The following is a 21,280-nucleotide window of genomic DNA, read 5'->3' as shown; positions in this document are numbered from 1 at the left end:
ACGGCAAGAGAACCTGAATCGCCACTCACGACCAACCCGACCGGCTCCCGAAAGCGGGACGACAACTTTGGTGACAGCGTTTTAAAACAGTGTTATCATTGGCCTCCCCTGCGGCGAAAGGAACAACCATGGAAGGCCCGATCAGGCTCTTCACCGTCATCGCGCTCGTTTCCCTGCCCACGGTGATGTACGGCGGCTACGCGCTGATGGGTGTCCTGCATGACCGGAAACTGACCGAACACCAGCGCGGGATGTTCCGCGCCGGCCACGCGCACGCCGGCGTCCTGCTGGTTCTCGCGCTGGTCGCGCTGCAGATCCTGGGGCAGACAGGGCTCCCGAGCACCGCGCTGTGGATCGTCTGCTTCCTGCTGCTGTTCGGCGTGCTCGCCCAGTCCGGCGGCTTCTTCCTGCACCTGGCACCGGGCAAGGGCAAGCTCGGCGGGCGGGTCACCAGTGCCGGTGCGGTGCTGCTCGGAGCGGCGATTCTGACCACCGCGTACGGCGTCGCCTTCGCTGGTTAAGCTTGTTGACGTGCCTGAATACCTGCCGACAGCCCCCGCCAAGGGGACCCGCGACTTCCTGCCCGCCGAGATGTCCGTCCGGACGCAGGTGTTCGGCCATCTCTACGACGTGCTCGAACTCCGGGGTTTCCTCCGCTACGACGGGCCGATCCTCGAACCCGCCGAGATCTACGAGCGGAAGTCCGGGCAGGAGATCGCGGACCAGCAGCTGTACACGCTGACCACCAAGGGCGGCGAGCGGCTGGCGCTGCGCCCGGAGATGACGCCGTCGGTCGCCAGGATGATCGCGGGCAACGCCAAATCGCTGCAGTTCCCGGTGCGCTGGTACAGCCACCCGAACTGCCACCGCTACGAGCGGCCGCAGCGCGGGCGGGTCCGCGAGCACTGGCAGATCAACGCGGACATCTTCGGTTCGGACAGCGCGAACTGCGAGATCGAGATCTTCGAGCTCGTCCACGACATGATGAGCGCGCTCGGCGCCACGCCGGACATGTTCCAGGTGCGGGCCAACGACCGGAATCTGCTCTCTTCGGCGCTCACCGACATCGTCGGCGTGACCCCGGAGCAGCTGCCGCAGGTGTTCACCCTGGTGGACCGCTGGGAGAAGTCGGACCGCACGAAGCTGAGCGACACCGCCGCCGAGATCGGGCTGACCGACAAGCAGTTCGAGAAGCTGACCGAGATCCTGACCTCCGGCGCGGCCCTGCTCGACGAGCTGCCGGAGCAGGTCAAGGAGAACTCGAACCTGGTCAAGGTGCTGAACAGCGGCGCCGCGGACCTGATCACGTTCGATCCGATGATCGTGCGCGGGCTGGCGTACTACACATCGACCGTGTTCGAGGTCTTCGACACCTCTCCGGAGAACCGTCGCGCCCTCTTCGGCGGCGGCCGGTACAGCGACCTGGCGTCGTTGTTCACGTCGCAGCAGATCCCCGGGATCGGCTTCGGCATGGGCGACGTCACGCTGATCGACTTCCTCGACACCCACGGCCTCACCCCGAAGCCGCGCAGCGAGGTCGACGTCGTGGTGATCCCGGTGATCGAAGAGCTCACCGACGCCTCGCGCGAGGTCGCCGGACGGCTCCGGAAGGCCGGGCTGCGCACGTCCACGCCCGTCGAGCTCCGCAAGCTGGGCAAGGAGCTCACCCGGGCGGACAAGGCCGGGGCCCGTGCCGTGGTGATCGTCGGCCAGGAAGACTGGGACGCCGGAAACGTGACCGTTCGCGGGCTCGCGACCCGCGAACAGCAGACCGTGGCCGTCGACGGTGTCGTCGACGCGGTCAATTCCCTGCTCTGACAACGAAAAGCCGGCGCCCCTCGAACGGGGGCGCCGGCTTTGCCGTGTTCAGCGGGACAGCAGGCGCATGGCCGCTTCGGGGTAGCGTTCCCCAGCGACCGCGTCGGCCGGGACCGCCGCCTCGATCGCGGCGACGTCCTCGGCGGTCAGCTTCAGGCCGACGGAAGCCACGTTCTCTTCCAGGTACTTGCGGCGCTTGGTGCCCGGGATCGGCACGACGTCGTCACCCTGCGCCTGCACCCACGCGAGCGCGAGTTGACCGGCGGTGACGCCCTTCTGCTCGGCCAGCGCGCGCAACGCCTCGACGATCGCCAGGTTCCGTTCCAGATTCCCTTCGGCGAACCGAGGCTGCGTCGTCTGCCGGAAGTCCCCGTCCGCGAAGTCCTCTTTGGACTTGAAGCGGCCGGTGAGGAAACCGCGGCCCAGCGGGGAATACGGCACCAGCCCGATGCCGAGCTCACGGCAGACCGGGACGACCTCGTTCTCGATGTCGCGCGACCACAGCGACCATTCCGTCTGCACCGCCGTCACCGGATGCACGGCGTGCGCCCGCCGGATGGTGTCCGGACCGGCCTCGGACAGCCCGATGTGCCGGATCTTCCCCTGCTCGACCAGCGAGGACAGGGCGCCCGCGGTCTCCTCGATCGGCACGTCCGGGTCGACGCGGTGCTGGTAGTAGAGGTCGATGTGGTCGACGTTCAACCGGCGAAGCGAAGCCTCGACCTGTTGGCGCACATAGAATTCGTCGCCCCGGATCCCGCGTTTCGCGGGATCCGCCTCGTCGCGCACGATGCCGAACTTGGTCGCCAGCACGACCTGATCCCGCTTACCCGCCAAGGCGCGGCCGACCAGTTCCTCGTTGCGGCCGAAGCCGTACATGTCGGCGGTGTCGATCAGGGTGACGCCCAGTTCGATCGCGCGGTGGATCGTCGCGATCGATTCGGTGTCGTCGCCCTGGCCGTAGAACTCGCTCATGCCCATGCAGCCGAGCCCCTGCGCGCCGACTTCCAGCGTGCCGAGCCTGCGGGTGGGCAGGGTGGAACCCGTCATGATCTCTCTCGCAATTCTGTGGGGTTTTACTTACCGGCGGCGCGGGCGAGCCGCTCCGGGTAACGCTCACCGGCGAACGCCTCGGCGGGCGCGGCCTTTTCGATGGCTTCGATGTCCACTTCGGACAGTTTCAGCTCCGCCGCGGCGGCGTTCTCTTCGAGGTACTTGCGGCGCTTGGTGCCCGGGATCGGCACGACGTCGTCACCCTGCGCCTGCACCCACGCGAGCGCGAGTTGCCCGGCGGTGACGCCCTTCTGCTCGGCCAGCGCGCGCAACGCCTCGACGATCGCCATGTTGCGCTCGAAGTTGCCCTCGGCGAACCGGGGCAGCCCGCGGCGCAGGTCGTCCGCCGGAAGTTCCTTCACCGACGTCACGCCACCGGTGAGGAAACCGCGGCCCAGCGGCGAAAACGGCACGATGCCGATGCCCAGCTCGCGAACGGTCGAGAGGATCTCGCCTTCGATGCCGCGAGTCCACAGCGACCACTCGCTCTGCAACGCCGTCACCGGGTGGACGGCGTGGGCGCGGCGGATCGTCTCGGCGCTGGCCTCGGAGATCCCGGCGTAACGGATCTTGCCCTCTTGGACCAGCTCCGCGAGCGCGCCCCAGGTCTCCTCGACCGGCGTGTTCGGATCGACCCGGTGCTGGTAGTACAGGTCGATATGGTCGACGTTCAGCCGTCGAAGGGACTCTTCGCAGCTCTGCTTGACGTACGCCGCGTCGCCGCGCGCGGACATCCCGCCGTCCTGATCCCAGACGATGCCGAACTTGGTCGCCAGGACGACCTGGTCCCGCTTGCCCGCGATCGCGCGGCCGACGAGCTCTTCGTTCGCTCCGGCGCCGTAGACGTTCGCGGTGTCGAGCAGGGTCACGCCCAGTTCGAGGGCGCGGTGGACGGTGGCGATCGACTCCGTGTCGTCGTCGCGGACGCCGTAGGCCTGGCTCATCCCCATGCAGCCGAGACCCTGGGCCCCGACCTCCAGGCCGCCGAGCCTCCTGGTGCTGATCACGCTGAAATTCCCTCCACGGTGGCTCCGGTGCCGAGCACCTTGCGTTCCACCTGGTCGTAGTGGTCGATCTTGTAGTCGAGGATGTCGAGGCAGGTCTGCAGCTCGGCGATCCGGTCGGCGACCGATTTGCGCTGGTCGACGAGGATCGCCTTGCGCCTGCCCGCGCTCGCCGCCCCGTGGTGGCGCAGGGAGGCGTACTCCCGCATCCGCTTGATGGGCATGCCGGTCAGGCGGAGCTTGGTCAGGAACGCCAGCCACCCGAGGTCGTCATCGCTGTAGGCGCGGCGCCCGGCCGCGTCCCGCGCCGGGGGCTCGACGAGTTTGATGCGCTCGTAGTACCGGAGAGTGTCGATGGACAGTCCGCTACGTCGCGCGGCTTCCGCTATCGAGTAGCTCATGCGAACGACACTACGACCTGGAGTGCGCTCCAGGTCAACTCCGAATCCGAGCGATCGATAACAGCGTTGCGATACCCTCCGCGCATGCCCCGTCCCAGGACGCACGACGAGAACCTCCGGCTGAAACTGCTGGACCGCGCCGGTGAGCTCATCTCGGCCGACGGCCCCAAGGCGCTGAGCCTCCGCAAACTGGCCGCCGACGTCGGCACGTCCACCACCGCGGTCTATTCACTCTTCGGCGGGAAAACGGACCTCGTCAGCGCCCTGTTCACCGAGGGCTTCCGCCGCTTCGGCCGCCGGATGGCCGGGGTCACGCTGAGCGGCGACCCGGTCGAGGACCTGGTGCGGCTCGGCGTCGCGTACCGGGAAAGCGCGCTGGCCGACCCGCATCTCTACGCGATCATGTTCACGAAGTCGGTGCCGGGTTTCGAACCGGCGGAGGAGATGTCCGAGCGAGCCCGCGCCACGATGGCGCCGCTGGAGGGGACGATCCGCAAGGCCGTCGCCGACGGCGTCTTCCTCGACGTGCCGCCCGAGGTCGTCACGGTGGCCTGCTGGGGATTCGTGCACGGGCTCGTGTCGCTGGAGCTGAACGGGAACCTTCCAGAGCAGTACACCGTGAGCACGGCTTACGAGACCGCGCTGCGGGTGAACGCCTCCGGCTGGCTGCGCCGGTGACCCGCGTTTAGCGGGCTAAACGCGATCTGTGCTGGACTGCCCCCCGCTGCGGATGCCGTGAAGGCCTCCTTGCCCACCTTCACGGGCGAAGGAGGCCTTCACCACCTCGGCAGCCGTCACCGGATCGCGTTTAGCCCGCTAAACGCAGGTCCGCCCGGCCACGCCCAAGTACATGAAGGCCCCCACCCTTGCGCCTAGCTCCGTGAAGGCCCCCTTCATGTACTTCCCGTGCACCCCAAGCAGGCCGGATCGCGTTTAGCCCGCTAAACGCAGGTCAGTAGAGCGGAAGGGTGCCTTCGTGGAGTGTCTTCCCTTCTGCATCGAGGACGACCACGCCCACCTGCCCATTCGGGTCCATCGCCCCGGGGAGCTCCGGGCGCCAGACCGCGAAAGTCCCGTCGGTGACGACCGCGTCGACCTTCTTGCCCGCCCCGAAATCGAGCTTCACCGTCGCCGCGGTCCGCGGAACGATCCCGATGAACGGGCTCTTCGCGCTGCCGGCCCCACCCTGCTCGGATCCGCCGAGGGTTTCGGTCGACAGTTTGCCGACTGACCGCGGGGCGGCGTCCGGCTGGGTGAAGACGCGGTAGTACTCGCTCGTTCCGTCGCGATACCCGAGCCCGCCCTGGCAGACGACGAACCTGTCGCCGAACCGGGCGACGACCACCTTGACGTCATCGCCTTCGAGCAGCGTCCCGGTCTCGTACACATCGACGTCGGGCAGCGGTTCGGTCGCTCCCTCCACGCAGGTCTGGAAGAACATTCCCGCCGGTGTGCTCCGGTCCGGCACCACGGGCGGGATGCGATCGATGACCGTCACAGCCGGTTCGGGCGCGGGCCGGAGGCCGTGCGGAGCGACGTTGACGCCGTCGCCCGGCTCGCCGGTATACGGCCCGACCGAATACGTGGTCCGCGAGGGTTTGGACTGCGAAAGCACCACGAAGAGGTTCCCGTTCCGGAAGATCGGCACCTCGGACGAGGCCGTCGAATCGGCGGTCCGGCTGAAGAGTTCCATCTTCTCCCAGCCGGGGTCGGCCACCCCGGCGACCGTTCCGGCGCGGCTCATCAGCAGTGCCGCGGCCTTGGTCCCCGTGGCGTAGGTGGGGGCGGCGTCCGGATCGGACACCGTCGCCGTGATCGACGTGGTCTCACAGAAGAAGACCTTGCCGCCGGCGCGCACCGCGACCACCGTCACGGACGTCCAAGAAGGGGCGACGGTGAACTGTGGCATCCATTCCTCACGGGCGGAGAAGCCACCGGCCCTGCCGTGAGACTGGAGCGCCGCCCAGCACCGGTTCATCGCCTCCTCCGCCTTCGGCCAGTCGAGGGAGAAGTCAGGGTTCGCGACGACGGGACCCTGCCCGTCCGGTTCCCGGATGAGCACGGTCGTGACCAGAGCGCCCGCGAGGACCAGCACGACGGCGGCCGCGGCTGCGACGATCGGCCATCGCCGCCGTTCGGGTTTTCCCATTCCCTCGCGCAGGGACATCCGCAGGTTGTCGAGCACTTCCGGGGGGAGTTCGCGCCTGCCGGGCAGGCCGAGGTCGTCGGTCATTTCTCCTCCAGGGCGGCCCGCAGCTGCGTACGGGCCCGCGAGATGTGGGCGCGAACGGTCACCTCGGCGACGCCGAGCAGTTCGGCGGCGTCGGCGAAGGAGAGATCGCCGAGCAGGCAGAGTTCGACGGCTTGCCGCTGCGATTTCGGCAGCTTCGCGACCAAGGCGAGCACCTGCCGAAGGCGGTCTTCGCCGTCGAGCTGGTCGACGACGCTGTCGGCGTGGTCGGACACCGACCGGGGCTCCGGCAGGCGCCGGACGAGCCGGAGCCGCCGCCCGGTGCTGCGGTGTTCGCTGCGCGCGAGGTTGCCCACGACGGTGTACAGCCAGGGCAACGCGCTGTCGCGGATGAGCGTGATGTCCGCCCGGCGTCGCCAAGCGGTGAGGAACGTCGTCGACGTCAGGTCTTCGGCCGACGCCCACGATCCGGTGAGCCGGTAGGCGTGGTTCCACACCGGCTGCACATGCCGTTCGAACAGCTCGGTGAACGCCGCGTGGTCACCGCCCGCGGCCGCCCGCCAAAGCTCCGTGTCGCTCCTGTCGGGAGGAGGTTCGCACGAGTCCACCGGCACCCCCACCGTTCCGGTCACTGTTCTGGTCACATCTGTCAGTGGCCGGCGACGGCGGAGTTGTTGCGAACCGGCCGGATCGCGTTTAGCGGGCTAAACGCGATCCGGCGGCGTCAGACGGCCCCGTACTGCCGGTCCCCGGCGTCACCGAGACCCGGCACGATGAACCCGGAGTCGTTCAGCCGCTCGTCGATGCTCGCGGTCACCACCCGCAGCGGCAGCCCGGTCTTCTTCAGATGCTCGATGCCTTCGGGAGCCGCCAGCGCGCAGATCGCGGTGACGTCGGTGGCGCCGCGGTCGGTGAGCAGCCGGATCGTGTACTCCATCGACCCGCCGGTCGCCAGCATCGGGTCGAGCACCATCACCGGCCGGTCGGCGAGCGATTCGGGCAGCGACTCGAGATACGGCGTCGGCTTGAGCGTCTCCTCGTCGCGCGCGAGACCGACGAAGCCCATTTGGGCGTCCGGGATCAGCTTGTGCGCCTGGTCCGCCATCCCGAGCCCGGCCCGCAGCACCGGCACGAGCAGCGGCGGACTCGCCAGCGCGTAGCCGTCGGTGCGCGCTACCGGGGTGTGGATCCGCTCGATCCGCACGGGCATGTCGCGCGTGGCTTCGTACACCAGCATGACGGTCAGTTCGTGCAGCGCCGCGCGGAAGGCGGCGCTGTCTGTGCGCGCGTCGCGCATGGTGGAGAGCCTGGCCTTGGCCAGCGGGTGATCAACGACGTGCACATCCATGCCGGTCAATTTAGCCCGTCACGTCTGCCGCGCGAACCAGCCGACCCAGCGGCGCTGCCAGGGCGTCTCCACCGAACGCTTGTCGTGGTTGGCCCGCGCCCACGCCACCGCCTCGTCGGCGCTCAGCCCCGAAAGGGTGGCGAGACAGGACAGCACCGTGCCGGTCCGCCCCACTCCGCCGTAACAGGCGACCTCGACGCCTTCGCCCGCCGCCGCCCGGGTGTGCAGGTCGACGATCCGGCGTCGCGCGTCCGCCCAGTCCGTCGGCAGGAGGAAGTCGGGCCAGCGGATCCACGCCCGCTCCCAGTCCATTTTGTGATCGTGCTTCCGGCGCAGCTTCGCGCCGCCCAAATACAGTCCGAAATCCGGCGAGGGCCCTTCTGGCCAGGGGCGACCCAGGCCCCGTCCGCGCACCTTGATCCCATCCGGCAGCTCGACGGCGCCGGGTAGTGAGTTCCCCATCACCGGAGGATGCCACTGTCGACCAGAAGATGGACGCTTGGCCTTCTCCTCGGCGCTAGGCTCCTCCAGGTGAGTGAAGAGCCGGCCCTGCCGGGCCCCGAACAGATGCGCATCTCCGACGCCGACCGCGAGCAGGTCGCGCAGGTGCTGCACGCGGCGATGTCCGAAGGGCGCATCACCATCAACGAGCTGGAAGAACGGCTCACCGTCGTCTACGCGGCCAAGACCGTCGGAGACCTCAAACCGGTCACCGCGGATCTGCCGCAGCATTCGCGGTCGGCGATCGAGCCGGCGACCTCGCGCGCGCTGGGCCTGCCCGACGACCGGATCGGCGGGCATCCGGGCTCCGGCGCCTCGATCGCCGTCATGTCGGGCGCGTCGCGCAAGGGCAGCTGGGTGGTCCCGCCGCAGCACAACAGTTTCGCGTTCTGGGGCGGCGCCGAGCTCGACCTGCGGCACGCGCGGTTCGCCGAGAAGCATTCGACGATCACCGCGGTCGCGATCATGGGCGGGATCGACATCATCGTGCCCGACGACATCAACGTGGACGTCACCGGAATCGGCTTCATGGGCGCCTTCGAACTGGAGGATCGTGCCGGGACTCCCCCGGCGCCGCCGACGGCGCCCACCGTGAAGGTCACCGGCCTGGCATTCTGGGGTGGGGTCGTCGTGAAGCGGAAGCCACGCAAGAAGGACGTGCCTGGAATCGAAGGCTGAACACACACTGGGGGGGATGGTCCGATGCGCCGAAGTTTCGTCGCGATCGTTTGTGCCGCAACGCTTTCCGTCACCGCCTTCCCGGCGGTGGCCGCCGAGGACGCCGATCCGCGCCAGACCGCGATGGACGCGGCCGTCGCCGCGGGCATCCCCGGCATGGTCGCCGTCTCCGACGGATTCCGCGGCGTGAGCGGCGTCGCGGACATCGACCGGCCGGGCAAGCCCGACGCGTCGGGCCGCTGGCGGATCGCGAGTGTGTCGAAGGTGTTCGTCGCGACGCTGGTCCTGCAGCTCGTGGCGGAAAAGCGCGTCGGGCTGGACGAGCCCGTGCGGCGCTACCTGCCTGGGCTGCTGCCGTATCCGGAGCCGATCACCGTCCGCCAGCTGCTGCAGCACACCAGCGGTCTACCGCGTGATCTCGCCCCCGAGGACACCTGGGCGTCCGGGCCGGAGGTCGACACCGAACGCTTCGAGCACTTCGACAGCGACGACCAGATCCGCTTGAGCGTCACGAAGCAGCAGCTGCAGTTCAAACCCGGAACGGGCTGGGCGTACTCGAACACCGGCTACAACGTCCTCGGCCTGCTGGTCGAGAAGGTCACCCGGAAGCCGCTGGAACGCGCGCTCGCCGAGCGCGTCACCGGGCCTCTGCACCTGCGCGACACCTCGCTCCCCCGCGACCTCCCGTTCCTGCTCCGCCCGGCAGCCCGCGGCTACGAGCAGCTGTACGACGCGCCGCGCGGCCTCACCGACGTCACCACCTACAACTACTCGCGCTACTTCGGCGCGGGCGGCATGGTGTCTTCGGCCAAGGACCTCAACCGCTTCTTCGAGGCGTTGCTCGGCGGGCGCCTGCTGCCCGCCGATCTGGTGGCCGAGATGAGGAAGACGGTCCCGGTGGGCGGCGGCATGGAGTACGGCCTCGGCCTGATGAAGCTGAACCTCAAGACGGCGGGCGCCTGCGCCGAGGACATCTCCGTCTGGGGACACGGCGGCGATCTGCCGGGGTTCGCCACCCTCAGCTTCCACGACGATTCCGGCAAGAACATCTCCACGCTGGCCACCGTGGACCTCACAGCGTCGCCGGAGGCCGCGCTCAAACGTCAGCTACCGATGATCTCCGAGTTCTGCTCGCCGGTGGTCCCGACCAGGGCGGCCGCCCAGGCCCCGGTGCCCAGCCTGTAGGCCGCTTACACTCACCCGTATGACAGCTACGACCAGCTCGTCAGCGGCGACGGACACCCCGTCGCCGCTGGCGGACGCGACTCGCGACGAGGCGAGCCTGCGCCGGTTCCTGCACGGGCTGCCTGGTGTCGACCAGGTCGGCGTCGAGCAGCGGGCCGCGGGACTCGGCACGCGCAGCATCAAGAAGGCCGCCAAGCTCTGGGCGATCGACACCGCCATTTCGATGGTCGACCTGACGACCCTCGAAGGCGCCGACACCCGGGGCAAGGTCCGTGCGCTCGCCGCGAAGGCCATGCGGCCGGATCCGGAACGCCCGGACACCCCGCGGGTCGCGGCCGTGTGCGTGTACCCGGACATGGTCGAAACGGCTGTCGAGGCGCTTCGCGGCACCGGCATCCACGTCGCGAGTGTGGCCACCGGCTTCCCGGCCGGCCGCACGAGCCGCGAGATCAAGCTGGCCGACACCAAGATCGCCGTCGACGCCGGCGCCGCCGAGATCGACATGGTGATCGACCGCGGCGCGTTCCTGGAAGGCCGGTACCTGGAGGTCTTCGAGGAGATCCAGGCCATCAAGGCCGCCTGTGGCAGCGCTCACCTCAAGGTCATCCTCGAAACCGGTGAGCTCGCCACCTACGACAACGTCCGCCGCGCGTCCTGGCTCGCGCTGCTGGCGGGCGGCGACTTCATCAAGACCTCCACCGGCAAGGTCTCGCCCGCCGCGACGCTGCCGGTCACCCACGTGATGCTGCAGGCCGTCCGCGACTGGTTCGTCCAGACCGGTGAACTGCGCGGCGTCAAACCGGCCGGTGGCATCCGGACGACCAAGGACGCGATCAAGTACCTGGTCGCGGTGCACGAGGTCGCCGGCGAGCAGTGGCTGAACCCGGATCTGTTCCGGTTCGGGGCGTCCAGCCTGCTCAACGACCTCCTGCTGCAGCGCCGCACCCAGGCCGACGGCCACTACAGCGGTCCCGACTACGTGACGGTGGACTGATCCATGGGCATCTTCGAGTACGCGCCCGCGCCCGAATCGCGCGACCTCGCGAACCTCAAACCGCATTACCGGCCGTTCGTGAACGGCGAATTCGTCGACGGCTCGGGTGAGCCGCTCAAGACGATCAACCCGGCCACCGAGGAGGTGCTCGCCGAGGTCGGCACCGCGTCGGTGTCCGATGTGGACAGTGCGGTTAAGGCCGCACGCAAGGCGTACACAGGCGTCTGGTCCAAGATGCCGGGCTCCGAACGCGCCAAGTACCTGTTCCGCATCGCGCGCCTGATCCAGGAGCGGTCTCGGGAACTGGCCGTGCTGGAAAGCCTCGACAACGGCAAGCCGATCAAGGAATCGCGCGATTCCGACGTGCCGACGGCCGCCGCGCACTTCTTCTACCACGCCGGCTGGGCCGACAAGCTCGACTACGCCGGCTACGGCCCGAACCCGAAGCCGCTCGGTGTCGCGGGCCAGGTCATCCCGTGGAACTTCCCGCTGCTGATGCTGGCCTGGAAGATCGCGCCCGCGCTGGCCACCGGCAACACCGTGGTGCTCAAGCCCGCGGAGACCACGCCGCTGACCGCGCTCGTGTTCGCGGAGATCTGCCAGCAGGCCGAACTCCCGCCCGGCGTGGTGAACATCCTGCCCGGCGCGGGGGACATCGGCGCCGCGCTGGTGGGCCACGGCGACGTGAACAAGGTCGCCTTCACCGGGTCGACCGAGGTCGGCAAGGCCATCCAGCGCCAGATCGCGGGCACTGCGAAGAAGCTGACGCTGGAGCTGGGCGGCAAGGCGGCGAACGTCGTCTTCGACGACGCGCCGCTGGACCAGGCCGTCGAGGGGATCGTCAACGGGATCTTCTTCAACCAGGGCCACGTGTGCTGCGCGGGCTCGCGCCTGCTGGTGCAGGAGTCCATCGCCGAAGAGCTGCTCGAGAAGCTGCGCTACCGCGTCTCGACGTTGCGGCTGGGCGACCCGCTGGACAAGAACACCGACATCGGCGCGATCAACTCCGCCGAGCAGCTCGCGAAGATCAAGGGACTCGTGGAGTCCGGTGACGCCGAGGGCGCGCAGCGCTGGACCAGCCCGTGCCCGGTGCCGGAACGCGGTTTCTTCTTCGCTCCCACCGTGTTCTCCGATGTCCAGCAGTCGATGCGCATCGCCCGCGAGGAGATCTTCGGGCCGGTGCTTTCGGTGCTGACCTTCCGCACTCCGGACGAGGCCGTCACCAAGGCGAACAACACGCCGTACGGGCTTTCGGCCGGAATCTGGACCGAGAAGGGTTCGCGCATTCTCTGGATGGCGAACCAGCTCCGCGCCGGCGTCGTCTGGGCCAACACGTTCAACCGCTTCGATCCCGCCGCGCCGTTCGGCGGCTACCAGGAGTCGGGTTTCGGCCGCGAAGGCGGACGCACCGGACTGGAGGCCTACCTCGATGTCTGACCGTATTTCGGTGGCGAAGACCTACAAGCTCTACATCGGCGGCAAGTTCCCCCGCTCGGAATCCGGCCGCGTGTACCCGGTCACCGACAGCAAGGGCAAGTTCCTGGCGAACGCCTCGCACGCGTCCCGCAAGGACGTCCGTGACGCGGTTTCCGCCGCCCGCAAGGCTTTCGGCGGCTGGTCGGCGGCGACGGCGTACAACCGCGGCCAGGTGCTGTACCGGGTGGCGGAGATGCTGGAAGGCCGCCGCGACCAGTTCGTCACGGAGGTTTCGGCGTCCGAAGGCGTCGCAGCGAAGAAGGCTCAGTCCATTGTGGACGCATCGATCGACCGCTGGGTCTGGTACGCGGGCTGGACGGACAAGATCGCGACCGTGCTCGGCGGGGCCAACCCGGTCGCGGGCCCGTACTTCTCCTTCACCGTGCCGGAACCGACCGGTGTCGTGGGCGTGCTCGCGCCGCAGCAGTCGTCGTTGCTGGGCCTGGTGAGCGTGCTGGCGCCGGTGCTGGCGACCGGCTCGACCGCGGTGGTCGTCTCCAGCGCGGACCGGCCGCTGCCCGCGATCACGCTTTCGGAGGTCCTGGCGACGTCCGACCTGCCCGGCGGGGTCGCGAACATCCTGACCGGCCGCGCGTCGGAGCTGGGCTCGTGGCTCGCGTCGCACGGGGACGTCAACGCCCTCGACCCGACCGGTGCCGATCCGTCCGCGCGGGCGGATCTGGCGCGGGAGGCCGCGGGGACCGTGAAGCGGGTCCTGACCGTTCCGGACACCGAGCCGGACTGGACCGCGGACGCCGATATCGCGCGGCTGCGGCGGTACCTGGAGGCGAAGACCGTCTGGCACCCGCTGGGCGTCTGACCCACCCCTTTCGGACAGTTGGACACCTGAAGTCCGTGAAGGCCTCCTTCACTCCTTTGCCGGTCTTGAAGGAGGCCTTCACGGTGTCGGGGTCGCACCAGTGTCGCGAAAGCCACTTTCAGGACATCAGACGTCGCGAAAGTGGCTTTCGCGACATGGCTCGACGACCGCCGGCGTTGCGAAAGCCACTTTCGCAACGTTGAAGGTTGCGAAAGTGGCTTTCGCAACCCGCATCACGGCCGGCCAAGACCTCACGGATCCAGATCGGCCCCGGTCAGCGCCCGCCCCGGCAGCGGCTCGTTCGTGCCGACGGCCCGAAGGCCGTCGATCATGATCCCGATGCATCGCCTCGTCGCCATCCGCGCGACCTCCTCGCCCTTGCCCGGCATCTGCCGCAGCAACGTCGCGAACAGGATGGCGACGTCGCCGGTGGCGACGTCCGTCCGGAGCCTGCCCTCCGCCTGCGCTCCCCGGACGAAGGCGTCCATGACCAGGAGCAGCTCGTCACGCAGGGCCTTGATCGCGGGATCGCTCTTCAGGATCGCCAGCGCCCGGGGCGACACCATCGCGAGCTGGATGCTCAGCTGCAACTCCATCGACTGGTGCAGCAGCCGGATCAGCGCCTCCCAATCCGAGGCCTCCTGATCCCTCGCGGCCTTCGCGTCCCTGAGGACCCGGTCGAAGTTGTCGACGGCGACCGCCCGGATCAGCGCGTCGCGGTCCGGGAACCGCCGGTACAGGGTGCCGACGCCGACACCGGCCGAGCGCGCGATCTCCTCCATCGGGACCTCGGCGCCTTGGGCGGCGAAGATGACTCTCGCGGCGGCCAGGATCTGATCCCGGTTCCGGCGCGCGTCGGCGCGCAAGCGGGTCTCGGGGTCGGCTGTCATGATCCTCGCCTCTCGAAGGGTCCTTCAGGGCCGTGATTCTCGCACGTAAGGGCGTGCCCTTCACGCCTCCCGGGAAACCACCCCTTCGCGAGTGGACGACCCGCCTCCGCTTGAGTACCTTGGTGACATAAGCGGAATGAATCCATCCGCATACGTTTTTTGGGGCCCCCTGTCCGATTTCGCCCGAACCCACCCGACATCTGGGGAAGGACAACCCGATGACCGACGTCGAGGAAACCACCGCGACCTTGCCACTGGCCCGGAAATGCCCGTTTTCGCCGCCGCCCGAATACGAGCGGCTTCGCCGGGAAAGTCCGGTTTCCCGGGTCGGTCTCCCTTCCGGGCAAACGGCTTGGGCACTCACCCGGCTCGAAGACATCCGCGAAATGCTGAGCAGCCCGCATTTCAGTTCCGACCGGCAGAGTCCGTCGTTCCCGCTGATGGTCGCGCGGCAGATCCGCCGCGAGGACAAGCCGTTCCGCCCGTCCCTCATCGCGATGGACCCGCCGGAACACAGCAGGGCCAGGCGGGACGTCGTCGGGGAATTCACCGTCAAGCGCATGAAAGCGCTTCAACCGCGAATTCAGCAGATCGTCGACGAACATCTCGACGCCCTGCTCGCCGGACCCAAACCCGCCGATCTCGTCCAGGCGCTTTCCCTGCCGGTTCCGTCCCTGGTGATCTGCGAACTGCTCGGCGTCCCCTATTCGGACCACGAGTTCTTCCAGTCCTGCAGTTCCAGGATGCTCAGCCGGGAGGTCACCGCCGAAGAACGGATGACCGCTTTCGAGTCGCTCGAGAACTATCTCGACGAGCTCGTCACCAAGAAGGAAGCGAACGCCACCGAGGACGACCTCCTCGGCCGTCAGATCCTGAAGCAACGGGAAACGGGCGAGGCCGACCACGGCGAACTGGTCGGGCTGGCGTTCCTGCTGCTCATCGCCGGGCACGAGACCACGGCGAACATGATCTCGCTCGGCACGGTGACCCTGCTGGAGAACCCCGACCAGCTGGCGAAGATCAAGGCGGACCCGGGCAAGACCCTCGCCGCGATCGAGGAACTCCTGCGGGTCTTCACCATCGCGGAGACGGCGACCTCACGCTTCGCCACGGCGGACGTCGAGATCGGCGGAACGCTCATCCGCGCGGGTGAAGGCGTCGTCGGCCTGAGCAACGCCGGCAACCACGATCCTGACGGCTTCGAGAACCCGGACACCTTCGACATCGAACGCGGCGCGCGCCATCACGTCGCCTTCGGATTCGGGGTGCACCAATGCCTCGGGCAGAACTTGGCGAGGTTGGAACTCCAGATCGTCTTCGATACGTTGTTCCGGCGAGTACCGGGCCTCCGGATCGCCGTTCCGGTCGACGAACTGCCGTTCAAGCACGATTCGACGATCTACGGCCTCCACGCCCTTCCGGTCACCTGGTAGGAGGAGCCATGAAGATCATCGCGGACACCGGGAAGTGCGTTGGCGCGGGCCAGTGCGTGCTCACCGACCCCGACCTGTTCGACCAGAGCGAGGACGACGGGACGGTCATCGTGCTGAACGCCGAGCCCGAAGGCGAAGAGGCCGAGGAGAACGCCCGCACCGCCGTGCACATCTGCCCGGGGCAGGCCTTGTCGCTTGCGTGAGGCGTGGGGGTCGTGAGTGGCGTTTCGGGTTCTAACCCGAAACGCCACTCACGACCACCGCGACCGAGGCGCTACTTGACCGCGCCCATCGACAGGCCCCGCACCAGGTGGTTCTGCGCGATCCAGCCGACGATCATCACCGGCAGCGACGCCAGCAGCGCGGCCGCGGAGAGCTGCGCCCAGTACAGGCCCTCGCTGGTGATGAACCCGACCAGGAACACCGGCACCGTCCCGGCCCGCGCGGCGGTGAGGTTGACCGAGTAGAAGAACTCGGTCCACGAGAAGATCACGCAGATCAGCGCGGTCGCGGCCACCCCGGGCGCGACCACCGGCATGATGATCTTCCGCAGCAGGATCGGCAGCGTCGCCCCGTCGATCCGCCCCGCCTCGATCATCTCGTGCGGCACCTCCAGGAAGAACGACCGCATCATCCAGATCGCCAGCGGCAGGTTCATCGAGGTGTACAGGATGATCAGCGCCCACACGTTGTCCAGCAGCTGGGTGTTCTGCGAGATCACGTAGAGCGGGATGATCGCCGCCACGATCGGCAGCATCTTCGTCGACAGGAAGAAGCCGAGCGCGTTGCTCGTCCCCTTCACCGGCGCCAGCGAAAGCGCGTACGCCGCCGGGATTCCCAGCAGCAGCACGAAAACCGTCGAAACGACGGTCACGAACGCCGAGTTCGACAGGTACGGCAGGAAGCCGCGTTCGAGCACGCCCGCGAACTGGTCGAGCGTCGGGGTGAAGAACAGCCGAGGCGGGTCGGTGTAGGCGTCGGCCTCCTGCTTGAAGGCCGTGAGGATCATCCACAGCAGCGGGAACACGAACAGGATCGCGATCACCCAGGTCGCGACCGTCAGCGCGCCGGGGCCGAAACGGCTTTTCATTTCGCGCCTCCCTGTACCGAGAACGTGCGGAACATCAGCCGCAGCGCGAAGGTCGCGACGATCATCGTCAGGATCACGACGATCACGCCCATCGCGGACGACTGCCCGATGTCGAAACCCTGGAACGCCCGCTGGTAGATGTAGAACGGCAGGTTCGTGCTGGCCGTCCCCGGGCCGCCTTGCGTCATCAGGAAGATCGCGTCGAAGCTGTTCACGATGTAGATCGCGCCCAGCAGCGTCGCCAGCTGCAGGAACCGGCTCAGATGCGGCAGCGTGATCGCGGTGAACGTCCGCCAGCGGCCGGCGCCATCGACCGACGCGGCCTCCAGCACGTCCTTCGGCTGGCTCTGCAACCCGGCCAGGATCAGCAGCATCATGAACGGCGTCCACTGCCAGACGACCTGCGCCATCACCGCGGCCAGCGGGAACTCCGAAAGCCAGTCGACGTCGGTGCCGAAAACGAAGTGCAGCAACCCGTACGTCGGGTCGAACATCGTCGTCTTCCACAGCAGCGCGCCCGCCGCGGGCAGGATGAGGAACGGCGTGATCAGCAGGGTGCGGACCACACCGCGGCCGAGAAACTTGCGGTCCAGCAGGATCGCCAACCCCAGGCCGAGCAGCAGCGAGAAGAACACGCACACGACCGTCAGCACCACGGTGTTCAGCAGCGCCCCGAGGAACGTCGAGTCGGCGAAGACGTCGATGTAGTTCTGCAGCCCGACGAAATGCCGTGAACCCGGCCGCACCAGGTTCCACGACTGGAACGAGTAGAACACCGTCAGCACGAAGGGCAGCTGCGTCACGGCGACGACGAACAGCAGCGCGGGCAGCAACGGCAGCCGTCGTTTGAACGGCGTATCGGTGCCGCGTTTCGGAGCCGCCTTCTTCGCGTGGGCGGGCTCCGGGCGGGCAGGAGCGGAGATCGTGGCCATCACTGCACCTCCTGATACGACTTGCCGACGGTCTGCGCGTACTCCTGTGACTGTTCGAGTGCTTCGTCCACGGTGATCTGCCCCGCGATCGCCGCGGAAAGCTGCTGGCTCACGCGGGTGCCGAGATCCTGGAACTCGGGGATTCCTACGAACTGGATTCCCGGGTAGGGCACCGGATTCACCATCGCCTTGCGCTGGTCGGCGTCCGCGATCCCGTCCAGCGTCGGCTGCGCGTAGGCCTTGGCGGCCTCGCGGTACTGCGGGATGTCGTAGGTCGATTTCCGCACGCCCGGCGGGACGCGGTTCCAGTCGCCGAACTCCTTGGCGACCCGCTGCACGTACGCCTTGTCGGTCATCCAGGACATGAACTTGAAGGCGATGTCCTTGTGCTTCGCGACCTTCGGGATCGCCAGCGCCCAGGTGTAGAGCCAGCCGCTGGACTGCGTCTTCTCCACCGGCGCCGGGGCGTAGCCGGACTTCCCGACGACCTTGCTGGCCGACGGATCCTCGTTCGTCCCCGCCATGACCGTGGCGTCGTACCACATGGCGGCCTGGCCCTGCGTGTACCGCGTTCCGCATTCGGAGAAGCCCGCGCTCGACGCGCCAACCTCGCCGTGGTTCCGCACCAGGTTCACGTAGAACTCGGCGGCGGCCTTGAACTCGGCGCTGGTCAGCTTCGCGTTCCAGTCCTTGTCGAACCACTGCGCGCCGAAGGTGTTGGCGACCGTGGTGAACGGCGCGAGGCTCTCGCCCCAGCCGGGCTTGCCGCGCAGGCAGATCCCGGCGATGCCCTTGGCCTTGTCGTCGAGTTTCGCGGCGTACTCGGCGATCTGCGTCCAGGTCGGCTTGGCGGGCATGGTGATCCCGGCCTGCTCGAACAGATCCTTCCGGTAGGCCAGGAACGACGACTCGCCGTAGAACGGCACCGCGTAGAGCGATCCGTTGTGCGACAAGGATTCCTTGATACTCGGGATGAAGTCGTCCGCGTCGTACGCGGGGTTCGCCGCGATATGCGGGCCGAGGTTCTCGAGCCAGCCGTTCGCGGCCCACTGCGGCGCCTCGTAGTTGCTGATCATGACGACGTCGAACTCGCCGCCTTCGGTGGCCGTCGACGCGGTGATCTTCGCGCGCGCCTGGTTTTCCGGCAGCGACACGAATTTGAGGCTGACGCCGGGGTTCGCCTTCTCGAACTCGCCGGAAAGCTCGATGGCGTCCTTCATCTGCGGGTTCGCGACGATCGCGACGACGAGCGTCCGGTCACCGGTCCCGAGCGCGCCCGCACCGGCGCATCCGGTGAGGGTCAGCAAGAGGACCGAGAGCAGAGCGGCTGCTTTACGCACCTTCGCCTCCCGGTATTACCTGCACCTTCAGGCCGGCGCCGCTGCGCATGAGGGCGAGGGCGTCGGGGTACTGCTCCAGCGGCAGGGTGTCGGTGAGCAGTGCGGCGGTGTCGACGGCGCCGTCGGCGACCAGGTCGAGCGCGGCACCGAAGCTGTTCATGACGGCCATCGAGCCGACGACGGTGATCTCGTCGTTGTAGATCCGGAACGGCGAAAGCGCGACGCGTGCTTCGGCGGGCGCGACACCGAAGACCAGTAGGCGGCCTCCGCGCTGAAGCGAGTCGAAAGCGGCTTCGATGGCGGGCGCGGCGCCGGTGCAGTCCGCGGCGGCGTCGAACTTCTCGTCGTCGAGGTCCTTCACGTCGCCCGCGACCGCGGCCGCGCCGAGGTCCATCGCCCGGCCGAGCCGGGAAGTGTTGCGGTCGACCACCGTGACGTGGGCGCCCGCGCGCTGCAGCAACTGCTGCATGATCAGCCCCATCGTGCCCGCCCCGACGACGAGGAACCGCTCACCCGCCTCGACGCCGATCCGGCGCACGCCGTGGACCGCGCAGGAAACCGGCTCGACGAGGGCGCCCTGTTCCCAGGTCATCGTGTCCGGCATGCGGTAGCAGTTCGCCGAGGGGACGGCGACGTACTCGGCGAAGGCACCGTTCACGGTGTCGCCGGTCGCGTTCCAGTTCTCGCAGAGGTTGCCGCGGCCGGACCGGCAAGGCTTGCAGTAGCCGCAGAACAGCGACGGGTCGACGGCCACCCGGTCGCCGATCTTCCAGCCGCCCGGCACGTCCGCGCCGAGTTCGACGATCTCGCCGGCGAACTCGTGGCCGGGGACGATCGGATAGGGCGTCGGCGGGAAGTGCCCGTCGGCGATGTGGAGGTCGGTCCCGCAGATCCCGCAGGCACCCACCTTGACGACGACCTGGCGATCCCCCGGTTTGGGATCGGGTACCTCGCCGACCCTGATCTCCCCGGGCTTGTCCACGATCGCGGCACGCATGCCAGCTCCTCTTCTCTCCGCTCAAATGAGCGGGACGGGCCTATGCTTCGGACTGCATGTCCAGGCATGGTGAACTTTTCCCTGTTGTTACGTCAACCTTTCGGGTTGATTTCGCGGTATAGTGCTCAGATGAGCGGGAAGAAGCAGGGTCCCGGCCTGGTGGAGTCGCTTCGCCTGGCCGCGGTGGCCCGGCGGTTCTACGAGCAGGGCGCGTCGAAGCTCGAGATCGCCGACGAGTTCGGGATCAGCCGGTTCAAGGTCGCGCGAATGCTGGACACGGCCAGGGAAAGCGGCATCGTCCGGGTCGAGTTCCGGCTGCCGGCGCCGGTCGATCTCGTGCTGTCCGAGGAGATCCGCGCGGCGTACCGGCTCGACCGGGTCCTCGTGCTCGAACGAGCGCCGGAACCGGAATCCCGCGAAGTGGCCCGTCGCAAGATCGGCACGCTCGCCGCCCGCCTCCTGACCGAGATCGTCACTCCCGGCGACGTCCTGGGCCTGTCATGGGCACGTTCGGTGAACGCGATGACCGACGCGATCGAGTCACTGCCGAAATGCCCGATCGTGCAACTGTGCGGAGTGCAGGCGGGGATGGACATGCGCGACCGTTCGGTGGAGACGGTCAGCCGCGTCGCGTCGGTGTCCGGCGGCGAGCCGTACCCGATCTTCGGCCCGCTCGTCCTCCCCGACCGCCGCACCACCGAAACGCTGCGCAGACAGCCCGGCATCGCGGAGACGTTCGGACAGTTCAAGAACCTGACCAAGGCCGTCGTCAGCATCGGCGCGTGGAAACCCGAGGAGTCGACGGTCTACGACGCGCTCGACGAGGCCGAGCGGAGCGCGATCGCGAAACGCGGCGCCAAGGCCGAGGTCTCCGCGCGCCTGTTCGACGCCGACGGGACCCCGATGTCCACCGGGCTGGCCCACCACGTGCTGGCGATCAGCGCCGAGGACCTGCTCGCCGTCCCCGAAGTGATCGCGCTGGGCTACACGGAACCGAAGGCCGAAGCGATCGACGCCGTCCTGCGCTCGGGCATGGTCTCGACGCTGATCACCGACGCCGCCGCGGCCGTCCCGCTGCTCAAGCTGGCCGAGGCGCGCCCGCTCCCCTAGCCGATCACGCGAGTTACGC

23 protein-coding genes are annotated in these 21,280 nt (G+C 68.2%); 11 read left to right on the top strand and 12 right to left on the bottom strand.

Going from position 1 to position 21,280, the window contains the following annotated elements; all coding sequences use genetic code 11:
* Positions 1–128: 128 nt before the first annotated feature.
* Together ACZ1DY_RS05060 and hisS are read left to right on the top strand one after the other, a co-directional pair.
* Positions 129–521, top strand: coding sequence for a hypothetical protein (locus ACZ1DY_RS05060; protein ID WP_465483728.1), 393 nt, complete (start codon positions 129–131; stop codon positions 519–521).
* Between the two features lie 10 nt (positions 522–531).
* Complete coding sequence (hisS, locus tag ACZ1DY_RS05055; RefSeq protein WP_257489146.1) at positions 532–1,818, top strand: histidine--tRNA ligase; 1,287 nt, start codon at positions 532–534, stop codon at positions 1,816–1,818.
* Positions 1,819–1,866: 48 nt separating this feature from the next.
* Here the strand turns inward: hisS and ACZ1DY_RS05050 are convergent, their stop codons facing one another.
* The 3 genes from ACZ1DY_RS05050 to ACZ1DY_RS05040 are packed head-to-tail and all read right to left on the bottom strand — an operon-like array spanning position 1,867 to position 4,276.
* Positions 1,867–2,868 carry an aldo/keto reductase gene (locus ACZ1DY_RS05050; RefSeq protein WP_465483727.1) on the bottom strand — a complete coding sequence of 334 codons (1,002 nt, stop codon included), beginning with the start codon at positions 2,866–2,868 and terminating at the stop codon, positions 1,867–1,869.
* A gap of 26 nt (positions 2,869–2,894) precedes the next feature.
* Positions 2,895–3,878 carry an aldo/keto reductase gene (locus tag ACZ1DY_RS05045; RefSeq protein ID WP_257489148.1) on the bottom strand — a complete coding sequence of 328 codons (984 nt, stop codon included), beginning with the start codon at positions 3,876–3,878 and terminating at the stop codon, positions 2,895–2,897.
* On the bottom strand, positions 3,875–4,276 hold the full coding sequence (locus ACZ1DY_RS05040) for a MerR family transcriptional regulator (protein ID WP_126735239.1): 402 nt from the start codon (positions 4,274–4,276) through the stop codon (positions 3,875–3,877). The genes ACZ1DY_RS05045 and ACZ1DY_RS05040 overlap by 4 nt, the downstream gene beginning before the upstream one ends.
* A gap of 84 nt (positions 4,277–4,360) precedes the next feature.
* On the opposite strand from ACZ1DY_RS05040, the gene ACZ1DY_RS05035 reads away from it, so the two are divergent.
* Entirely contained in the window at positions 4,361–4,954 is a 594-nt protein-coding gene (locus ACZ1DY_RS05035; protein ID WP_126735240.1) for a TetR/AcrR family transcriptional regulator, read from the top strand.
* Positions 4,955–5,228: 274 nt separating this feature from the next.
* Here ACZ1DY_RS05035 and ACZ1DY_RS05030 read toward each other — a convergent pair whose 3' ends face one another.
* The 4 genes from ACZ1DY_RS05030 to ACZ1DY_RS05015 form a co-directional block, all read right to left on the bottom strand.
* Complete coding sequence (locus ACZ1DY_RS05030; RefSeq protein WP_465483726.1) at positions 5,229–6,509, bottom strand: hypothetical protein; 1,281 nt, start codon at positions 6,507–6,509, stop codon at positions 5,229–5,231.
* Positions 6,506–7,099 (bottom strand): RNA polymerase sigma factor, encoded by a 594-nt coding sequence (locus tag ACZ1DY_RS05025; protein ID WP_257489789.1) that lies wholly within the window; start codon positions 7,097–7,099, stop codon positions 6,506–6,508. The genes ACZ1DY_RS05030 and ACZ1DY_RS05025 overlap by 4 nt, the downstream gene beginning before the upstream one ends.
* Before the next feature lie 92 nt (positions 7,100–7,191).
* On the bottom strand, positions 7,192–7,815 hold the full coding sequence (upp, locus tag ACZ1DY_RS05020) for a uracil phosphoribosyltransferase (protein WP_034304667.1): 624 nt from the start codon (positions 7,813–7,815) through the stop codon (positions 7,192–7,194).
* 18 nt (positions 7,816–7,833) lie between these two features.
* Entirely contained in the window at positions 7,834–8,277 is a 444-nt protein-coding gene (locus tag ACZ1DY_RS05015) for a protein-tyrosine phosphatase family protein (protein WP_465483725.1), read from the bottom strand.
* Positions 8,278–8,382: 105 nt separating this feature from the next.
* Between ACZ1DY_RS05015 and ACZ1DY_RS05010 the strand changes: the two genes are divergently transcribed.
* The 5 genes from ACZ1DY_RS05010 to ACZ1DY_RS04990 are packed head-to-tail and all read left to right on the top strand — an operon-like array spanning position 8,383 to position 13,469.
* On the top strand, positions 8,383–8,994 hold the full coding sequence (locus tag ACZ1DY_RS05010; RefSeq protein ID WP_126735368.1) for a DUF1707 SHOCT-like domain-containing protein: 612 nt from the start codon (positions 8,383–8,385) through the stop codon (positions 8,992–8,994).
* A gap of 24 nt (positions 8,995–9,018) precedes the next feature.
* A complete protein-coding gene (locus tag ACZ1DY_RS05005) occupies positions 9,019–10,179 on the top strand; it encodes a serine hydrolase domain-containing protein (protein WP_465483724.1) in 1,161 nt (386 codons plus the stop codon).
* A gap of 19 nt (positions 10,180–10,198) precedes the next feature.
* Positions 10,199–11,173 carry a deoxyribose-phosphate aldolase gene (deoC, locus tag ACZ1DY_RS05000; protein ID WP_126735244.1) on the top strand — a complete coding sequence of 325 codons (975 nt, stop codon included), beginning with the start codon at positions 10,199–10,201 and terminating at the stop codon, positions 11,171–11,173.
* Positions 11,174–11,176: 3 nt separating this feature from the next.
* Positions 11,177–12,610, top strand: a complete 1,434-nt coding sequence (locus tag ACZ1DY_RS04995; RefSeq protein WP_465483723.1) for an aldehyde dehydrogenase family protein — start codon at positions 11,177–11,179, stop codon at positions 12,608–12,610.
* Positions 12,603–13,469, top strand: a complete 867-nt coding sequence (locus tag ACZ1DY_RS04990) for an aldehyde dehydrogenase family protein (RefSeq protein WP_465483722.1) — start codon at positions 12,603–12,605, stop codon at positions 13,467–13,469. The genes ACZ1DY_RS04995 and ACZ1DY_RS04990 overlap by 8 nt, the downstream gene beginning before the upstream one ends.
* 251 nt (positions 13,470–13,720) lie before the next feature.
* On the opposite strand, the gene ACZ1DY_RS04985 is transcribed toward ACZ1DY_RS04990, so the two are convergent.
* Positions 13,721–14,359 (bottom strand): TetR/AcrR family transcriptional regulator, encoded by a 639-nt coding sequence (locus ACZ1DY_RS04985; protein ID WP_257489154.1) that lies wholly within the window; start codon positions 14,357–14,359, stop codon positions 13,721–13,723.
* A 218-nt stretch (positions 14,360–14,577) separates the two neighbouring features.
* On the opposite strand from ACZ1DY_RS04985, the gene ACZ1DY_RS04980 reads away from it, so the two are divergent.
* Positions 14,578–15,792: a cytochrome P450 gene (locus ACZ1DY_RS04980; protein ID WP_257489155.1), complete on the top strand. Its 1,215-nt coding sequence runs from the start codon at positions 14,578–14,580 to the stop codon at positions 15,790–15,792.
* Between the two features lie 8 nt (positions 15,793–15,800).
* On the top strand, positions 15,801–15,995 hold the full coding sequence (locus ACZ1DY_RS04975; protein WP_126735249.1) for a ferredoxin: 195 nt from the start codon (positions 15,801–15,803) through the stop codon (positions 15,993–15,995).
* Between the two features lie 71 nt (positions 15,996–16,066).
* Here the strand turns inward: ACZ1DY_RS04975 and ACZ1DY_RS04970 are convergent, their stop codons facing one another.
* From ACZ1DY_RS04970 to ACZ1DY_RS04955, 4 genes are read right to left on the bottom strand one after another with little or no spacing between them, the layout of a single operon-like run.
* A complete protein-coding gene (locus ACZ1DY_RS04970) occupies positions 16,067–16,882 on the bottom strand; it encodes a carbohydrate ABC transporter permease (protein WP_465483721.1) in 816 nt (271 codons plus the stop codon).
* Positions 16,879–17,814, bottom strand: coding sequence for a carbohydrate ABC transporter permease (locus tag ACZ1DY_RS04965; RefSeq protein WP_038519394.1), 936 nt, complete (start codon positions 17,812–17,814; stop codon positions 16,879–16,881). Before ACZ1DY_RS04965 ends, ACZ1DY_RS04970 begins: the two co-directional genes overlap by 4 nt.
* Positions 17,814–19,154: an ABC transporter substrate-binding protein gene (locus tag ACZ1DY_RS04960; protein WP_465483720.1), complete on the bottom strand. Its 1,341-nt coding sequence runs from the start codon at positions 19,152–19,154 to the stop codon at positions 17,814–17,816. Before ACZ1DY_RS04960 ends, ACZ1DY_RS04965 begins: the two co-directional genes overlap by 1 nt.
* The gene (locus ACZ1DY_RS04955; protein ID WP_126735252.1) at positions 19,147–20,151 is read right to left on the bottom strand and encodes a zinc-dependent alcohol dehydrogenase family protein; all 1,005 of its coding nucleotides are present in this window, start codon (positions 20,149–20,151) and stop codon (positions 19,147–19,149) included. The genes ACZ1DY_RS04960 and ACZ1DY_RS04955 overlap by 8 nt, the downstream gene beginning before the upstream one ends.
* A gap of 129 nt (positions 20,152–20,280) precedes the next feature.
* Here ACZ1DY_RS04955 and ACZ1DY_RS04950 point away from each other — a divergent pair, with 129 nt between their 5' ends.
* Positions 20,281–21,261 carry a sugar-binding transcriptional regulator gene (locus tag ACZ1DY_RS04950; protein ID WP_465483719.1) on the top strand — a complete coding sequence of 327 codons (981 nt, stop codon included), beginning with the start codon at positions 20,281–20,283 and terminating at the stop codon, positions 21,259–21,261.
* Positions 21,262–21,280 lie beyond the last annotated feature (19 nt).

The sequence above is a fragment of the Amycolatopsis sp. PSD-21 genome (assembly GCF_055561455.1).
The sequence above is the reverse complement of the archived record's forward strand: the minus strand, read 5'-3'. Positions and strand labels throughout refer to the sequence as shown.

What these genes read in the sequence shown, in the direction of transcription:
- ACZ1DY_RS04990 (WP_465483722.1), top strand. Translation starts at nt 12,603, where the DNA reads ATGTCTGACCGTATTTCGGTGGCGAAGACCTACAAGCTCTACATCGGC.
- ACZ1DY_RS04980 (WP_257489155.1), top strand. Translation starts at nt 14,578, where the DNA reads ATGACCGACGTCGAGGAAACCACCGCGACCTTGCCACTGGCCCGGAAA.
- upp (WP_034304667.1), bottom strand. Translation starts at nt 7,815, where the DNA reads ATGGATGTGCACGTCGTTGATCACCCGCTGGCCAAGGCCAGGCTCTCC.
- ACZ1DY_RS05040 (WP_126735239.1), bottom strand. Translation starts at nt 4,276, where the DNA reads ATGAGCTACTCGATAGCGGAAGCCGCGCGACGTAGCGGACTGTCCATC.
- ACZ1DY_RS05010 (WP_126735368.1), top strand. Translation starts at nt 8,383, where the DNA reads ATGCGCATCTCCGACGCCGACCGCGAGCAGGTCGCGCAGGTGCTGCAC.
- ACZ1DY_RS04975 (WP_126735249.1), top strand. Translation starts at nt 15,801, where the DNA reads ATGAAGATCATCGCGGACACCGGGAAGTGCGTTGGCGCGGGCCAGTGC.
- ACZ1DY_RS05050 (WP_465483727.1), bottom strand. Translation starts at nt 2,868, where the DNA reads ATGACGGGTTCCACCCTGCCCACCCGCAGGCTCGGCACGCTGGAAGTC.
- deoC (WP_126735244.1), top strand. Translation starts at nt 10,199, where the DNA reads ATGACAGCTACGACCAGCTCGTCAGCGGCGACGGACACCCCGTCGCCG.
- ACZ1DY_RS05015 (WP_465483725.1), bottom strand. Translation starts at nt 8,277, where the DNA reads ATGGGGAACTCACTACCCGGCGCCGTCGAGCTGCCGGATGGGATCAAG.
- ACZ1DY_RS05060 (WP_465483728.1), top strand. Translation starts at nt 129, where the DNA reads ATGGAAGGCCCGATCAGGCTCTTCACCGTCATCGCGCTCGTTTCCCTG.
- ACZ1DY_RS04985 (WP_257489154.1), bottom strand. Translation starts at nt 14,359, where the DNA reads ATGACAGCCGACCCCGAGACCCGCTTGCGCGCCGACGCGCGCCGGAAC.
- ACZ1DY_RS04970 (WP_465483721.1), bottom strand. Translation starts at nt 16,882, where the DNA reads ATGAAAAGCCGTTTCGGCCCCGGCGCGCTGACGGTCGCGACCTGGGTG.
- ACZ1DY_RS05005 (WP_465483724.1), top strand. Translation starts at nt 9,019, where the DNA reads ATGCGCCGAAGTTTCGTCGCGATCGTTTGTGCCGCAACGCTTTCCGTC.
- ACZ1DY_RS05035 (WP_126735240.1), top strand. Translation starts at nt 4,361, where the DNA reads ATGCCCCGTCCCAGGACGCACGACGAGAACCTCCGGCTGAAACTGCTG.
- ACZ1DY_RS05030 (WP_465483726.1), bottom strand. Translation starts at nt 6,509, where the DNA reads ATGACCGACGACCTCGGCCTGCCCGGCAGGCGCGAACTCCCCCCGGAA.
- ACZ1DY_RS04965 (WP_038519394.1), bottom strand. Translation starts at nt 17,814, where the DNA reads ATGGCCACGATCTCCGCTCCTGCCCGCCCGGAGCCCGCCCACGCGAAG.
- ACZ1DY_RS04950 (WP_465483719.1), top strand. Translation starts at nt 20,281, where the DNA reads ATGAGCGGGAAGAAGCAGGGTCCCGGCCTGGTGGAGTCGCTTCGCCTG.
- ACZ1DY_RS04995 (WP_465483723.1), top strand. Translation starts at nt 11,177, where the DNA reads ATGGGCATCTTCGAGTACGCGCCCGCGCCCGAATCGCGCGACCTCGCG.
- ACZ1DY_RS04955 (WP_126735252.1), bottom strand. Translation starts at nt 20,151, where the DNA reads ATGCGTGCCGCGATCGTGGACAAGCCCGGGGAGATCAGGGTCGGCGAG.